The organism is Fulvivirga sp. (assembly GCF_040220315.1).
Taxonomy (GTDB): domain Bacteria; phylum Bacteroidota; class Bacteroidia; order Cytophagales; family Cyclobacteriaceae; genus Fulvivirga.
On the sequence record NZ_JAVJUY010000313.1, the window covers coordinates 1 to 15,564 of the forward strand.

Sequence of the window (15,564 nt, forward strand, 5' to 3'; positions counted from 1 at the left end):
AAGTCAGAAATGAACCCACTCTGCTCCGAACCAAGTAGATTTCCGGCACCACGAATATCCAAATCTCTCATGGCCACTTTAAATCCATCTCCTAGATCAGAGAATTCTTCCAATGTACCCAACCTTTTACGCGACTCTGACGACAACCCTATTGTTGGTGGAGTAAGCAAATAACAAAAGGCCTTTTTATTGCTTCTACCAACACGCCCTCGCATTTGATGAAGGTCAGATAAGCCAAACATATGTGCCTGATTAATAATTATGGTATTGGCATTTGGTATATCCAACCCTGATTCTATAATGTTGGTAGAGATAAGAACATCATACTCCCCTTCTATAAACTTCATCATGGTCTTCTCCAAACGCTGGCCATCCATTTGCCCATGTGCAATACCAATTCTGGCATCGGGCACCAATTGAAGAATTATATTACCTACACTTTCAATATCACTTACTCTGTTGTGAACAAAGAATACCTGGCCGCCTCTACGCAATTCAAAGCTGATGGCATCTCTCACCACTACCTCGTTGAATGTATGTATCTCAGTAGTAACAGGTTGACGGTTAGGCGGAGGTGTTGAAATAACACTTAAATCCCGAGCCCCCATTAATGAGAAATGCAGAGTTCTTGGTATCGGAGTAGCTGTTAATGTTAAAGCATCCACATTCACACGCATTTCTTTCAGCTTTTCTTTCACCTTCACACCGAACTTTTGTTCCTCATCAATAATCATTAAGCCCAAGTCTTTGAATTTCACATCTTTGCCAACAATTCTATGAGTGCCTATTAAAATGCTCGTTTCTCCACTGGCCACTCTTTTAAGTGTTTCCTTTATGGCTTGTGGCGACCTGAATCTATTAATGTATTCAACCCTCACCGGCAAATCACCAAGTCGTTCAGTAAACGTTCGGTAATGTTGCATCGCCAAAATGGTAGTTGGCACCAACACTGCCACTTGTTTATTGTCAGTTGCTGCTTTAAAAGCTGCTCGTATTGCCACTTCTGTTTTTCCAAAGCCTACATCTCCACAAACAAGCCTATCCATCGGGTGCGCCTGCTCCATATCTTCTTTCACATCAGCGGTGGCTTTTGCCTGATCGGGAGTATCTTCATAAATGAAAGATGACTCCAACTCTGCCTGTAGGAAGCTGTCTTTGGAATAAGCAAAACCGGGTGCTTGCTTTCTTTTAGCGTACAGGTTAATCAAGTCTTTAGCGATATCCTTCACCTGCTTCTTCGCCTTTTTCTTTTTATTCTCCCATTCAGGTGAGCCGAGCTTACTAATTGATGGAGGTGTTCCTTCTTTGCCTGAATACTTTGATATTTTGTGGAGTGAATGAATACTCACATACAGCAAGTCATCATCACGATATATTAAACGTACAGACTCCTGAACTTTGCCATCATGTTCCTGCCGTTCCATACCGGCAAACTTTCCTATACCATAGTCGATATGGGTTACAAAATCTCCAGGCTGTAATGTTTTTAGCTCTTTTAACGTTAGCGCCTTTGATTTAGAATGCTTGTCTTTGGTTTTATACCGATGAAATCTCTCAAATATTTGATGATCAGTGTAGCAGGCAATTTTTAAAACTTTATCAATAAAGCCAGCCCGTAAACTGATATTGAACCCTTGAAATTTGGTTTGATAATCGATCTCCTCAAAGATATCTTCCAATCTTTCTAGCTGGCGCTGAGAATCAGATGCAATTAGTGTGGTGAACCCTTGCGTTTGGTTTTCACTCACATTTTTTACTAAAAGCTCAAAGTTTTTATTGAAGGAAGGTTGAGGTTCAGAATCAAACTCGATGACATCGGCATTTTTAAAGTAAAACCGATTGCCAAACTCAATTTGAGTAATTTCCTTTAGCTGACTCTTATAGGTTTTAGAGTTCTCAAATAAATCTTCGGGGTTAAGCACTACCTGAGTTTTGCCACTTTCTTCCAGTATGTCTCCAAAGTTTTGTGAAGCTTTATCAAAATACGCATCAATAATATCCAGCGTATGCTGATAGTCTTTGTACCAAACTTTGGTGTTATTGGGAAGGAAATCTATAAATCCTTGCCGCTCTTCATGCACAAGTTTGGTCTGTACATTCGGGATTAGATTAATTTCCTTTACATTATCAACAGATAGTTGACTATTAGGGTCAAACGTTCTTATGCTCTCAATTTCATTACCAAAAAGCTCTATTCTATACGGCAAATCATGTGCGTATGAGAACACATCTAAAATTCCTCCTCTTACCGCAAACTGGCCTGCTTCATACACAAAATCAGTCTTGTCAAAATCGTAAGTGGTAAGAAGCTCACTAAAGAATTCGATGTCAATTTGCTCACCCACTTTAGCACTGAATGTGTTCTTAGAAAGCGACTTTTTATTGATCACCTTTTCAGTAAGGGCTTCGGGATAAGTAACTATTATTTCGCCTGATGATGCTTTGTGGTTTACCCGGTTAAGAATCTCAGCCCGCATAAGGACATTAGCATTCTCTGTTTCTTCAAACTCATATGGCCTTTTATAAGAAGTAGGAAAAAAAAGAACTTCTTTACCCCCGAGAAGGTTCTGCAAATCATAATGAAAATAGGCAGCCTCCTCTTTGTCGTGCAAAATAATTAGGTGATTTTGGTGATTTGTTTGGTATGCACAAGCCACCAAAATGGCATCTAAACTTCCTGTAATTTTTTTTAATTGGATGTACTGCTCCTGGTTCGCTTTGGTTTTTTCAGCGAATGTTTGGACGATGCCATCAGCTTTGTAAAGCTTTAATAATTCTTTGGCTTCCAACAGTTCCTTTTAAATTGGGCTGCAAATGTAGCCAAATACCCTAAAGATCGTAGAGATTCTTCTAGCTATTCATAGCTTTTTGCGCTTGGAGGATATGTCTTTCATTATGAGCAAGTAAAAAATTAAAGGCCTCTGCCAGATTAAACTTTACCAATGGCCCCAATGCCGAAGTAACCTTTTTCCCTTTCCATTCTTTTGAGCGGTTAGATTCCAAAAATTCTTTTGACCACTCCAAAGTTTGAAGAAAAGAATTTAGTGTTTCATCGGCTGTTTTAGAAGCAGGAATAAAGATTTTTGTTGTAGGCATTTTATAGGATATCTTTTCACCTTTTGGGCGCATACCCTCAGCGAAGAACTTTCCTTTCCATCCAATTTTCACCTCCTCTTCAACGCCTTCTATTAACTTGAGTGGTTTCATTTGATCGGTGTATAAACTCATGGCCTTATTCATATGGTCTACACATTCCAGGGCATTCCAGCTTTTCTCATCTGCCTTTTTAGTTAAATTTTCCTGAGGCTGTTTGTTTATTTTATTAATAAAGGTCTTTTGTTCGTCTATTTTATTTAACATGGAATCAATAAATTCCTGTTTGTTGAATGTTGCCATTATTCGTTTGTTTTTGACAAAACTAGTAAGATGCTCTGTGAGCTGAATTGATCTAAATCAAGTTCGTCTATTTAACTTTCTTCCTTAACCTACTTAGTGTTTCAGGTGTCATACCCAGATAAGAGGCAAGGTACTTTAATGGTACTATCTGAAATATATGTGGGCTCTGGTTCATTAATCTGGTGTATTTTTCTTCTGCGCTGTAAGATCTAGATTCCACCTGCCTTCTGGCCATTAGAATAAGCATAGCTGCATTAAACTCACGCCCCCAGCGCTCCACACTTTTGTACTTATCAAATTGAGCCATCAAATCATCATAGGTAATTCGAAGCGTTACACTCTTTGAAATAGATTGAAGATAGGTTTCGGAAGGTTGCTGAGCCAAAAATGAATCGTAAACACCTGAAAATTCATTATTATAAGAAAAGCCAACGTTAATTTCCTCCCCTTCTTTATCTCCAAAAAGTCTGTGGCAACCTTCATAAATGAAATAGAAATATTTTTCTACTTGCCCTGCTTTTAATACATATTCGTCTTTATCGAACTCCTTAAGTTTCCATTTCGAAGAGAAATCAGCCCATTCGACATCCGATATTTGAGTAAAGGATTCAATTCGTTTTTTTAATGCATCGTAAATAGTAACTTCCATGATATCGATAATGAATTCTAACATCTAAGATAAATAAGATGCAATTATTTGCAGACATAAGTCTTGCGGCTTGTTTTGTCAGCCTCCTGTTTTTGCTCATTGGTTTATTTAGACCGTGGTATATGCTGTGGTGGGAGGACAGGCAAAATCGAAAGAAGGTGATCAAGGTTTATGGCTTTGCAGCTTTGCTCTTTTTTGTAATCTATGAAGTACTGACTAAGATTTACTCACTTTAGTACAAATAGCCAGCTTCTTTTTATTATCGATATCCGTAAATCCGAATAGGTAGTAATCACCACCATCTTGTAATCCGAGTTTCTTTTTAATCTGTTCAGGGGTATCGGGAAAGTTTCTGGTTGACACATTTATTTTTTCCTTAATCCCCAATTGTTTAAACTCTTTTTTATTGTAATTAATCAAGTGCTTAACACTAAACATCCGTCCAGGAAAATCATTAATAAGTTTTACTGAAGTATATAGGTGAGTGTTGGCATGTAACTTCTCTAAGTTAAACTTCGCAGCCACTGTCTTAAATGCGCCTGCTTTCATTATCGATGCATTCAGCTCATAGAGATAGGCTTTTAGTTGTCCAAAATGAATTTCAGCAGTTGCTTCTTCCTGATAAGTAAATACAAATTCACTGGTGTTAGTCGGTTCAAGATTTGTTGCTGTAATAATAGGTTCAGCCTGAGCCACTGAATCAATCAAATAGAGTACTTCTTTGCATTCATTATTGACAGAAACAACATACACATGTCTTACTCCGGGTAATGACTTTATTGATAAGTCTATATCCATTAAAGGAGCTGTTTTTACCAATGTCTGTTTGCCATGCTTTTTTAGGTTTGGCAATAATTCAATAATGTTAGGTGTGCAATCCTCCAACGTAAAAACCTTTCTTGCATGCTTATCTCTGCGGGCAGGATCAAGATAGACAAGATCAAATTGTTGCTTGTTGGTTGCCAGAAATTCTGCCGCTAGTGTATTTACTATAGAAACATTTTGAACCCCTAATGTCTTGATGTTATGAGAAGTAATATTTGCCAGCTCACTGCTTTGTTCAACACAAACCCCATTGTCAATCTGTTTTGAAAATGCCCAGGCATCTACTCCCATACCGGCTGTTAAGTCTACAAATGATTTTCCTTGTACAAGGCTGGCTTTATAATTAGCCGTTAATTCCGATGAACTTTGTTCAATTGATAGCTTAGGTGGATAGATAATATCGTTAGTAGTATACCAACTCGGAAGTTTTAATTTGGCCTTTTTTCTGGCAGCAATTTGCTGAGCTATTTCCTGAATGGGAACGCCTTCAACCTCCTTATGATTTAGTGATAAATCAAACGGGTCGGCATTTTCATTTGCTTTAATGAATTTCTGAACGTTAGGTTTAAGCAGTTCTTCAATCAATAAACCAGATTATTAACTGTCATAAACTCTGCTATCTGAACAGCATTGGTAGCTGCACCTTTTCTAAGGTTATCGGCCACCACCCACATATTCAAAGTGTTTGGCTGAGACTCATCTCTTCTTAACCTGCCAACAAAAACTTCATCCTTACCGTGAGCATCCAGCGGCATAGGGTACACATTATTGGACACATCATCCTTGACCACAATCCCCTCAGATTTTGATAGAATTTCTCTTACTTCAGCCACGTCAAAATCTGATTCAAATTCCACGTTAATAGATTCAGAGTGCCCTCCCATAACAGGCAGTCTCACCGCAGTGGCAGTTACCTGAATGGTATTATCCTGAAGGATTTTCTTGGTCTCATTCACCATTTTCATTTCTTCTTTGGTGTAGCCATTTTCCATAAATACATCTATGTGAGGCAATGCATTCATATCTATTTTATGTGGGTAAACTCTGGATGAATTATCTCCATTACGTTCACTCATCAATTGATCTACAGCTGCCTTCCCGGTGCCTGTAACCGACTGATAAGTAGAAACTACAATTCTTTTAATCTTGTATTTTTTGTGCAGAGGAGCTAGTGCTAACACCATTTGGATGGTAGAACAGTTCGGGTTAGCAATAATTCTATCATCAATTCTCAAAACTTCGCCATTCACTTCAGGCACAATAAGTTTATGTTTCGGGCTCATTCTCCAGGCACTTGAATTATCGATAACAATTGTGCCAACAGCCTCAAATTTGGGTGCCCATTCAAGCGAAGTACTTCCCCCTGCTGAAAATATGGCAATATCCGGTTTCAAAGAAACAGCCTGCTCCAATCCAATTACTTCATGCTGTTTTCCGTTGTATTCAATCTTTTTACCAATAGACCTTTCCGATGCTACTAGATAAAGTTCATCGTATTCAAATCCTCTTTCCTGTACAACTTTTAAAACCTCTTGTCCAACGAGCCCTGTTGCTCCTACAACTGCTAATTTCATAATCTACTAATAATAACTTCTTGTATATAGCTTAGCAAAAGTAGTACATTTGACCTTTAGAATTGCCAATTGTTAACATCCGTGAAAAGACATTTACTCTCTTTCTTTCTATTATTTTCAACAACATATACCTTTTCGCAGTTTGCAGATGATTTTAGCGATGGTGATTTTACGGCTAATCCGGTATGGGTTTCTTCTAATGCGTCTGGCAATGGAGCAGACTTTCAGGTAAACGCAGGTGAGCTTCAATCAGCAGGACCAGCAGCCAATGCTACATTGAGCATAGCCACACAAAATATTCCTTTATTATCCGGAAATGAGGTTGTATGGGAGTTCAAAGCCAGATACGGATTTGGACCAAGCAGTGATAACAATATTGAAATCTATTTAGTAAGTAATGATTCGGATTTAAACTCCTCACCACAAGGTTACTTCATTCGATTAGGCAAAACTGGCAGTGATGATGGTATCGACTTTTTCAAAACGAGCTCTGGTACTGCCCTTATCACAGACCCTAGCCCTTCTGTTGCAGCCTCTATCAACGTTAGTGTAAGAGTCACTAGAGATGATCTTGGCAACTGGTTGCTAGAGGCTGATCCATCAGGTGGAACTTCTTATGCTACAATTGGTTCAATTAACGATACTGAATTTGTAACAGGCGACTTTTTTGGATTTAGAGTCCAGCATACATCAACAAGAAATGAAGACTTCTTTTTTGACAACGTATCAGTTACAGCCACAAACACCGATACCACACCTCCTTCAATCACAAATATTGAAGTTGTTGAGCCAAATCAACTAATATTAACTTTTAATGAGAGTGTTGAAACTATAAGCTCAGAATTAACAAGCAATTATTCACTAGATAACGGTTATGGTAATCCCGCTAACACATCAAAAACTTCTAGCAATCAAGTAACACTAACATTCGGTACTGACTTGATTGAAGCGAGTTATAATTTGACAATTAATAGTGTTGAAGATTTAAATGGGAACGCCATCAGTTCTGAAGTAGTAGCTTTTACATATTCTATCCCTGATATTGCCGAACTAAGAGATGTTATAATCAACGAAATATTGGCTGATCCTACTCCTGTAGTTGGCTTACCTGAAGCAGAATTTATAGAAGTATATAACCGGTCTGATAAAACCTTTGATTTGGCTAATTGGACATTCTCAGATGCCACCAGCACTGCTGTATTGCCAGCTTATATGTTGCCTCCAAACGGGTATCTTACTATTACAAGTAACGCCAACTTAAGTCTATTCACAGACTTTGGTGATGTAATTGGTGTTTCGAGTTTACCTTCATTAAATAATACAGGGGATCAACTCACCTTAAAAAATGATAGTGATGTGCTTATTGATTATGTTGATTATTCCAGCAGTTGGTATCAGGATGAAGATAAATCGGAGGGTGGATTTACTTTAGAATTAATTAACCCGAATAATGTCTGCGGGGGAATTGAAAACTGGGCTGCATCTAATAGTTCAGAAGGTGGTACACCCGGAAGTGAAAACTCCATTAATGATCTTACGAACGGAAATGATGCCCCTTCTATTGAACAAGCATTACCAGTATCTTCAACGGAAATAAACATTCTATTTTCTGAACCATTGGATTCTGCTTCTTTGAATCTATCCAGTTTTAATTTGGAAGGTTTTTCCATAGTTCAATTCGAAAGAATAAATAGCGATCAATTATCAATACAAATAACACCTGCACTAGAAACTGAAACAACTTATACATTAGCCATTACAGGAGTTACAGACTGTACGAGCAATGACTTAAGCCCCAATTCAATCGACTTCCAGTATATCGAGAACCCTGACCTGAGTTTTAAGGATGTTATTATTACGGAAATTATGGCTAATCCAAATGCTGAAACAACCCTACCAAACGCTGAATATCTCGAGATATATAACCGTACAAATAGTACACTTATCCTTAGTGATTGGTCGTTTTCAGATGCCTCAACCACAGTATTTTTACCCTACACTTTGCTAGAACCAACTAATTATGCGATTCTTACAAGCAGCCAAAATGCTCCTTTATTTGATTCGGACATCGATATTATCTCATTAAGTTCTTTACCCTCCTTAAACAATTCAGGTGATGTGTTAACGCTAAAAAATGAATCTGGCATTCTGTTAGATTCAGTTAACTACACTTCATCATGGTATAGAAGTTCCATTAAAGATGATGGCGGTTTTTCATTGGAAATAATTGACTTGAATGATCCATGCAGCGATAACCTGAATTGGATTGCCACTGAAGATTCCTCTGGCGGCACTCCCGGAAAACAAAATTCCGTATTCAGTGAGATCTCTGATAATCAGGGGCCTGAATTAATCTCCGCCATTGGCATATCCCCGGATTCTATTTTAGTCACATTTAACGAAATTTTGGATGCGAATTCCATTCAAACCTCAACCATTACTCTATCTAACAATCTCGAAGTTAATAGAAGGGTAAGTGAGAATTTACTTCACGTATATGTCATATTAGATGAGTCTACTCCTCTTCAAAGTGGCATTAGTTATTCTATCACATTTAACAACCTTACCGACTGCCCTGGAAATCTAATAACCGATGCGTCTAATTCTGCTGAATTTTCGCTCATAGAAAAAGGCGAACTTACAGATTTACACTTGAATGAAATTCTCTTTAATCCCAGATCAGGCGGAGTTGATTTTGTTGAATTGTACAATTCAAGCAACAAGTTCATTAGCCTTGAAGGTTGGAAATTAACCAATGGCGAAATAGTTGGGAATGAAATTGAAGTAGGTACCATTCGAGAAATTGGAAGCCAAACCAATTACATCGGCCCTCAACGTTATATGGCTATTACAACAGATGGACTTTTACTGGCCAATCAATATCCTAAATCAGACCCCGCCAACTACATTGAAATAAGCTCGCTACCTAGCTACCCTAATGAAGAGGGCTTGGTTGCGCTCATGAATACCGACTCTGTCATTGCCGAATTCTTCAATTATAGTGAAGATTTTCATAATCCATTATTCAATGATGTTGATGGCGTGTCATTAGAACGTGTCTCAATATCTGCCTCTGCGAATGATCCAGAAAACTGGTTTTCGGCATCTTCCTCAGAAGATTTTGCAACTCCCGGATATATTAACTCAAGCAGTAGGTCTGAAATACCAACTTCGCAAGGCCAATTAACCATCTCGCCTAAAGTAGTTGTGCCTGATGGCGATGGCCTTGCTGATTTTACGACTATTTCTTATTCCTTCGATCTGGCGGGCTATGCGCTTACCATTACCATATTAGATGTTAATGGTAGAGAAATTAAATCCATTGCTCAAAATGACTTTGTGAACACCGAAGGGTTTTATACCTGGGATGGTTCAAACAATGCTGGTGAACGAGTACGTGTGGGTTACTACATCATTTATGCAGAAGCTTTCAGTAGCACCGGACAAGTGCAGGAATTCAAAGAAAAAGTAGTTATTGGAGCTAAGTTTTAGTAGTAAGTTAAGATTAATTGATACACTAATCAGAAATTCAATTTTCTATGCGCAATAACCGAACTTATAGTGCCTAATTTCAGTATATAAGGTATGGATTGTCTTATTGATTCTGTAATTACGCTACTCGCCAAGCAAGGCCAAAACCCAAAGGCCATACGCAGATACATTCGTATGAAGTATCGAATTAATATGGATGTAAAATCTATTAAACAACGCCTTAATAGAATAAAGGCCAATATGCAAATTGATCGCTCTCTTCAGGCCAACACATAATTCAACCAGACAACTCACATTTTTTCCCTAATTGCATTAATTTCTCGATAATCTTTTTTGTTTTGCATTGCTTAAATTATTTTTAGGCGCCAAATGGCAAACCACTACTAACTTAACAACAAGGGAATGGAAGAAAAGACGAGATACTCAGATGCCGAATTAAAGGAGTTTGAAGAATTAATTCTTGAAAAACTAGATAAGGCAAAAAACGAGTTAAAAATATTAAAAGGCACACTTAATAAAAGTGATGACGAAGGAACAGATTCCACTTCTGGTAACACAAAGGTTTTAGAGGATGGGGCTGACACAGCAGAGAAAGAAAACCTGAGCCAGCTAGCTGCCAGACAACAAAAATTCATTAATAATCTTGAGAGTGCCCTTATCAGAATAAAGAATGGTACGTACGGTATCTGCTCGGTTTCTGGCAAGCTTATCTCAAAAGAAAGGTTAAGAGCTGTACCTCATACTACGCAGTCAATTGAAGCCAAGTTAAGCCAGCAGAGCTAAGTTGGACTTCCTGCAAAATCATATTGAAGCGCTCATTTTCTGTTCGCCCACAGCAATAAAGGTGGGCGACATCAAAAATTGCCTAACAGAAATGTTTGAAGCAGATGTCCCTCAAAAAGACATTGAAGATGCCATTTCCAGATTAAGTGAGAAATATGAGACTGAGGAATATGCTTTTGAACTGACCCATTCTGCTGGTGGCTACCAATTTATGACCAAAGCAGCCTACCAAGCCAGCATTGGCATATTATTAAAACAACAATCAAAAAGGAGGTTGTCTACTTCGGCACTTGAAACTCTTTCCATTATAGCCTATAAACAACCCGTTACAAAAGGTGATGTGGAAGCCATTAGAGGAGTAAATTGCGATTATGCCGTTCATAAACTCTTAGAAAAAGGCCTCGTAGAGATAAAAGGTAAAGCTGAAACAATTGGCAGACCAGTTCTTTATGGCACCAGCGATATGTTTATGGAATACTTCGGCATCAACAATCTCAATGAACTACCAACTCCAAAAGATTTTGCGCAAGCAGAAAATACCATTGGAGAAGAAAATGATTCTTAACTTGCAGTAAATTTTTACTGCACATGTCCAAAAGACCGTCTCCAAACAAAGGAAAATCTAAACCATTTAAAACTGAAAAAGCTGAATCAGGGCCAATTCGCTTGAACAAATTCATAGCAAATGCAGGCGTATGCTCGCGTAGAGAAGCTGATAAGCTTATAGAATCAGGCGATATCAAAGTAAACGGCAAAGTAATTACTGAGCTTGGATTTAAAGTGCAGCCGGGGGATAAGGTGCAGTACAAAGGTAAAGCACTTCAATCTGAAAAATTGGTTTATGTTCTGCTCAACAAACCAAAAGACTTCATTACTACCACAGAGGATACACATGACCGAAGAACGGTTATGGATCTGGTTAAGAACGCATGCGAAGAGCGAATATATCCTGTAGGCCGACTAGATAGGGCTACCACCGGATTACTGTTATTTACCAATGATGGAGAAATGGCCGTAAAGCTTTCTCACCCTTCAAATAATATAAAAAAGATTTATAGGGTTGAGATAGATAAACCAATTTCAAAAGAACATTTTGAACAACTGAATGAGGAGATAGAGCTTGAGGATGGCTCTGTTAAAATAGACGAAGTCGCCCTATTAGAGAATAGACAAACATTAGGACTGGAAATTCACGTGGGTAAAAACCGTATTGTAAGAAGGATTTTTGAGCATTTTGGGTATCAGGTAGAAAAATTAGATCGAGTGGTGTATGCGACTTTAGATAAGACCAATCTTCCCAGAGGCAAATGGCGCTATCTCAACGAACGCGAAATTGCCAAACTCAAAGGCATGGGTGCCAATCCACATAAGAAGAAGTAATCCTACGTACCCGCAATCAAGAATTATTTTAAATTACTAGAAATATAGTGTGCATGCATACTATATTTATGCCGATCCGCTATTTTTGAGTATGTTGTTAAAAGTGCTGAAAAAATTAGTTGGTTGCGTTTGTAAACAAAAAACCCTTCAGAAATCTGAAGGGTTTAGAGGTGGTGCTGAGTGGGCTCGAACCACCGACTCACGGATTTTCAGTCCGATGCTCTACCAACTGAGCTACAGCACCTTTTAAAAGTGGATGCAAACTTATTGAATTTTGCATTTGGCGCAAATATTTTTAGTAAAATTATAGATAGAAAAATAACTCTATATGGAATACTTACAGCAAGTTCTTTTTTTGATTGTAGTCGGTGTGGCTGCGTTCATCTTATCTAAAAGAATAAAACACATAAAAAGTGCTATTCAATTGGGTAAGGATGTTGACCTATCCGATAATAAATCAGCACGCTTGAATAACATGCTTTTAGTGGCATTTGGCCAGCAAAAGATGTTCAAAAGAATCATTCCTGCATTTTTGCACTTACTCATCTATGTAGGGTTCCTGGTAATAAATTTAGAAGTATTAGAGTTTGTATTAGATGGAATTCTTGGCACGCACAGGCTCTTCGCACCGTATTTAGGACCATTCTACAACATATTAATGAATGTATTTGAGTTTCTGGCCATCGCAGTTCTATTCTCTTGTGTGGTGTTCCTGATTAGGAGAAATGTTTTGAAAGTGAAACGTTTTCATGCTGCCGAAATGACTAAATGGCCAACATTGGATGGTAATTTGATTTTGGTTATCGAAATAATTCTGATGCTAGCCATCCTTACGATGAATGCTTCAGATCAGATTTTGCAAACTAGGTTGCCCGAACAATACGCATCAACAGGTTCATTATTTTTTAGTGGCTTTTTGATTCCTAGCCTTGAAGGCTTTGGTGATACTATGTTAGTAGCAGTAGAAAGAGGTGCCTGGTGGTTTCATATCATCGGAATATTAGCATTCTCTGTCTACATTACCTATTCCAAGCACTTGCATATAGCACTAGCATTCCCTAATACCTATTATTCAAGCTTGAAGCCTAAAGGTGAAATGAATAATATGGATGCAGTTACTAATGAAGTGAATATGATGTTGGGAATTAACACAGAACAGGCAGCTGCTCCACCAGCGGAGGTAGGGAGGTTTGGGGCTAAAGATGTAAATGACCTGACCTGGAAAAACATCATGAACGCCTATTCATGTACTGAGTGTGGCCGATGCACAGCTGAATGCCCTGCCAATCAAACAGGTAAAAAGCTTTCTCCACGTAAGGTCATGATGGACGTTCGTGACCGAGCGGATGAAGTACAAACGAGCATTGAAAATGGAGGTAAAGGACTCGAAGATGGCAAATCACTTTTAGGCGATTACATTACCAAAGAAGAAATTAATGCCTGCACCAGTTGCAATGCTTGCGTAGAAGCTTGCCCTGTAAATATCAATCCATTAGAGATAATTTTAGAAATGAGAAGATATGTAGCCATGGAAGAGTCTGGTTCGCCAGCGTCATGGAATAGCATGTTCCAGAATATAGAAACGAGTTTTGCCCCTTGGAAATTTGCTCCAACTGATCGATTTAACTGGGCAAATGATTTAAAATCTGAAAAGGCTGATTCATAAAATTCAATTAGAAAAGACTATGAGCGATACGACATATAAAGTACCAACAATGGCCGAAATGGCGGCATCAGGAGAAAACCCCGAAATACTTTTCTGGGTAGGTTGTGCGGGATCTTTTGATGATCGGTACAAAAGTGTAACCAAGGCCTTTGTTAAAATTTTAAATAAAGTAGGCATTTCATTTGCAGTACTTGGTCCTGAAGAAACCTGTACGGGAGACCCTGCAAGAAGAGCAGGGAATGAATTTTTATTTCAAATGCAGGCTGTTTCCAACATTCAGGTAATGAATGGCTATAATGTAAAAAAGGTGGTAACCGCTTGTCCGCACTGCTTTAATACCATAAAAAATGAATACCCTGCCTTGGGCGGAAATTATGAGGTGATACACCACTCTACCTTTCTGCAACAATTAATCAATGACGGAAAAGTTGGTTTAAAAGGCGGAGGAGAGTTCAAAGGAAGAAAAATCACGTATCATGATTCGTGCTATCTAGGTAGAGCGAATAATATCTATGAAGCGCCTCGAGAAGTACTTGAAGCCCTTGATGCTGAGCTTGTGGAGATGAAGCGTTGCAAAACGAAAGGTTTCTGCTGTGGTGCAGGTGGAGCTCAAATGTTTAAAGATGCTGAAAAAGGAAATAAAGAAGTGAACATAGACCGAACTGAGGAGGCGTTAGAAACTGGTGCAGATACTATTGCGGTAGGCTGTCCTTTCTGTTTAACCATGATGAGTGATGGCGTGAAAAACAAGGAAAAAGAAGGTCAGGTGCAGGTGAAAGATTTGGCAGAACTTATTGCAGAGTCGGAAGGGCTTTAACAACCCGATAACAAAATTTAAGAATTCGTTAACAAGCATAGTAGGGTGGTGAATTTAGGTTTGAATAAAACCGAAAATCATGAAACACCATTTTACTTTGCTTTTATTTTTTGTGGCTGCTACTACCTATTCGCAGCAATTCATCAAAATCAACAATACAGGTCAGCTTAAACTATTAGGCTCATTTGATAGAGAGTTATTGAATGAAGAACCTTTTTGTCAATGGTTCAACCCCAATTACGACACATTTGAAATTTCCACTCCCATTAGCAAGCTCAAGGTTCAGCTGAAAAATGTTGATTCCATTCAAATATTTCTAGGTACCTGGTGCGGGGATAGTAAACGCGAAGTGCCTCGTTTTTTGAAATTATTAGAATCCGCTGATTTTGATCGATATCAATTAATTGGTCTGGACAACACGTTCCAGAATTATAAACAAAGTCCGTTTGGAGAAGAGGTTGGCTTGAATATTCACAGAGTCCCCACATTTATTTTTTATCAGGATTCCATTGAAATAAACCGGATTGTTGAATCTCCAAAAACAATATTGGAGAAGGATATGATGGAATTATTGACGGGTAACTACGAGCCTAATTGTCAAATTGTACATGAGTTAAATGAACTATTTAAAATTCACGGCTACGAATACGTAGCATCTCAAATAGATGAATTAGCTCTTGCCTGGAAGGACAAAGTTGAAAATAAGTATGTTTTGAACACTTATGGGTTTAAACTTTTTACCTCATTTAGCATGGCTGAAGCCGAAGTAGTATTTCAACTCAATTGTTTATTATACCCTAATCAATGTAGTTCCTACTACTCTCTTGGCAGGTATTATTTGAGGTTGGGTGAGAAGGAGTTAGCTCGTGTGGAGTTTGCCAAGGGATTACAGATAGACCCAACAGATAAAGATTTACTTGAAGCCTTAAATGGTTTGTGAAAACTGCCCTGCGGAATAAATTCCATGAGCAAATACAGGGCA

13 protein-coding genes and 1 tRNA gene are annotated in these 15,564 nt (G+C 38.3%); 8 read left to right on the forward strand and 6 right to left on the reverse strand.

Annotated elements, in window-relative coordinates; all coding sequences use genetic code 11:
- From mfd to RLO81_RS15755, 5 genes are all read right to left on the reverse strand, one after another.
- On the reverse strand, positions 1-2,789 hold a 2,789-nt coding region (mfd, locus tag RLO81_RS15735), incomplete at its 3' end, for a transcription-repair coupling factor (protein WP_350113724.1).
- Positions 2,790-2,850: 61 nt separating this feature from the next.
- Positions 2,851-3,396: a DinB family protein gene (locus RLO81_RS15740; protein ID WP_350113727.1), complete on the reverse strand. Its 546-nt coding sequence runs from the start codon at positions 3,394-3,396 to the stop codon at positions 2,851-2,853.
- A 67-nt stretch (positions 3,397-3,463) separates the two neighbouring features.
- Positions 3,464-4,069 carry a Crp/Fnr family transcriptional regulator gene (locus RLO81_RS15745; RefSeq protein WP_350113730.1) on the reverse strand — a complete coding sequence of 202 codons (606 nt, stop codon included), beginning with the start codon at positions 4,067-4,069 and terminating at the stop codon, positions 3,464-3,466.
- Between the two features lie 192 nt (positions 4,070-4,261).
- On the reverse strand, positions 4,262-5,455 hold the full coding sequence (locus RLO81_RS15750) for a class I SAM-dependent methyltransferase (protein ID WP_350113733.1): 1,194 nt from the start codon (positions 5,453-5,455) through the stop codon (positions 4,262-4,264).
- Entirely contained in the window at positions 5,452-6,444 is a 993-nt protein-coding gene (locus RLO81_RS15755; RefSeq protein WP_350113736.1) for an aspartate-semialdehyde dehydrogenase, read from the reverse strand. Before RLO81_RS15755 ends, RLO81_RS15750 begins: the two co-directional genes overlap by 4 nt.
- 81 nt (positions 6,445-6,525) lie before the next feature.
- Here RLO81_RS15755 and RLO81_RS15760 point away from each other — a divergent pair, with 81 nt between their 5' ends.
- The 5 genes from RLO81_RS15760 to RLO81_RS15780 all read left to right on the forward strand — a co-directional run bounded on the left by RLO81_RS15760 (position 6,526) and on the right by RLO81_RS15780 (position 12,099).
- A complete protein-coding gene (locus tag RLO81_RS15760) occupies positions 6,526-9,936 on the forward strand; it encodes a lamin tail domain-containing protein (protein ID WP_350113740.1) in 3,411 nt (1,136 codons plus the stop codon).
- Positions 9,937-10,029: 93 nt separating this feature from the next.
- Complete coding sequence (locus tag RLO81_RS15765) at positions 10,030-10,212, forward strand: hypothetical protein (RefSeq protein ID WP_350113743.1); 183 nt, start codon at positions 10,030-10,032, stop codon at positions 10,210-10,212.
- A 126-nt stretch (positions 10,213-10,338) separates the two neighbouring features.
- Positions 10,339-10,719: a TraR/DksA family transcriptional regulator gene (locus RLO81_RS15770; RefSeq protein ID WP_205722795.1), complete on the forward strand. Its 381-nt coding sequence runs from the start codon at positions 10,339-10,341 to the stop codon at positions 10,717-10,719.
- 1 nt (position 10,720) lies between these two features.
- Positions 10,721-11,284, forward strand: coding sequence for an SMC-Scp complex subunit ScpB (gene scpB / locus RLO81_RS15775; protein ID WP_350113748.1), 564 nt, complete (start codon positions 10,721-10,723; stop codon positions 11,282-11,284).
- 23 nt (positions 11,285-11,307) lie between these two features.
- Positions 11,308-12,099, forward strand: coding sequence for a pseudouridine synthase (locus RLO81_RS15780; protein ID WP_350113751.1), 792 nt, complete (start codon positions 11,308-11,310; stop codon positions 12,097-12,099).
- A gap of 171 nt (positions 12,100-12,270) precedes the next feature.
- Here the strand turns inward: RLO81_RS15780 and RLO81_RS15785 are convergent.
- A tRNA-Phe gene (locus RLO81_RS15785) sits at positions 12,271-12,343 on the reverse strand.
- An 84-nt stretch (positions 12,344-12,427) separates the two neighbouring features.
- Here RLO81_RS15785 and RLO81_RS15790 point away from each other — a divergent pair.
- From RLO81_RS15790 to RLO81_RS15800, 3 genes are all read left to right on the forward strand, one after another.
- On the forward strand, positions 12,428-13,765 hold the full coding sequence (locus RLO81_RS15790) for a 4Fe-4S dicluster domain-containing protein (protein WP_350113754.1): 1,338 nt from the start codon (positions 12,428-12,430) through the stop codon (positions 13,763-13,765).
- Between the two features lie 19 nt (positions 13,766-13,784).
- Positions 13,785-14,582 carry a (Fe-S)-binding protein gene (locus RLO81_RS15795; RefSeq protein WP_350113757.1) on the forward strand — a complete coding sequence of 266 codons (798 nt, stop codon included), beginning with the start codon at positions 13,785-13,787 and terminating at the stop codon, positions 14,580-14,582.
- A gap of 79 nt (positions 14,583-14,661) precedes the next feature.
- Entirely contained in the window at positions 14,662-15,522 is an 861-nt protein-coding gene (locus tag RLO81_RS15800) for a hypothetical protein (RefSeq protein WP_350113761.1), read from the forward strand.
- Positions 15,523-15,564 lie beyond the last annotated feature (42 nt).

What these genes read in the sequence shown, in the direction of transcription:
- RLO81_RS15740 (WP_350113727.1), bottom strand. Translation starts at nt 3,396, where the DNA reads ATGGCAACATTCAACAAACAGGAATTTATTGATTCCATGTTAAATAAA.
- RLO81_RS15745 (WP_350113730.1), bottom strand. Translation starts at nt 4,069, where the DNA reads ATGTTAGAATTCATTATCGATATCATGGAAGTTACTATTTACGATGCA.
- RLO81_RS15755 (WP_350113736.1), bottom strand. Translation starts at nt 6,444, where the DNA reads ATGAAATTAGCAGTTGTAGGAGCAACAGGGCTCGTTGGACAAGAGGTT.
- RLO81_RS15765 (WP_350113743.1), top strand. Translation starts at nt 10,030, where the DNA reads ATGGATTGTCTTATTGATTCTGTAATTACGCTACTCGCCAAGCAAGGC.
- RLO81_RS15770 (WP_205722795.1), top strand. Translation starts at nt 10,339, where the DNA reads ATGGAAGAAAAGACGAGATACTCAGATGCCGAATTAAAGGAGTTTGAA.
- RLO81_RS15780 (WP_350113751.1), top strand. Translation starts at nt 11,308, where the DNA reads ATGTCCAAAAGACCGTCTCCAAACAAAGGAAAATCTAAACCATTTAAA.
- RLO81_RS15790 (WP_350113754.1), top strand. Translation starts at nt 12,428, where the DNA reads ATGGAATACTTACAGCAAGTTCTTTTTTTGATTGTAGTCGGTGTGGCT.
- RLO81_RS15795 (WP_350113757.1), top strand. Translation starts at nt 13,785, where the DNA reads ATGAGCGATACGACATATAAAGTACCAACAATGGCCGAAATGGCGGCA.
- RLO81_RS15800 (WP_350113761.1), top strand. Translation starts at nt 14,662, where the DNA reads ATGAAACACCATTTTACTTTGCTTTTATTTTTTGTGGCTGCTACTACC.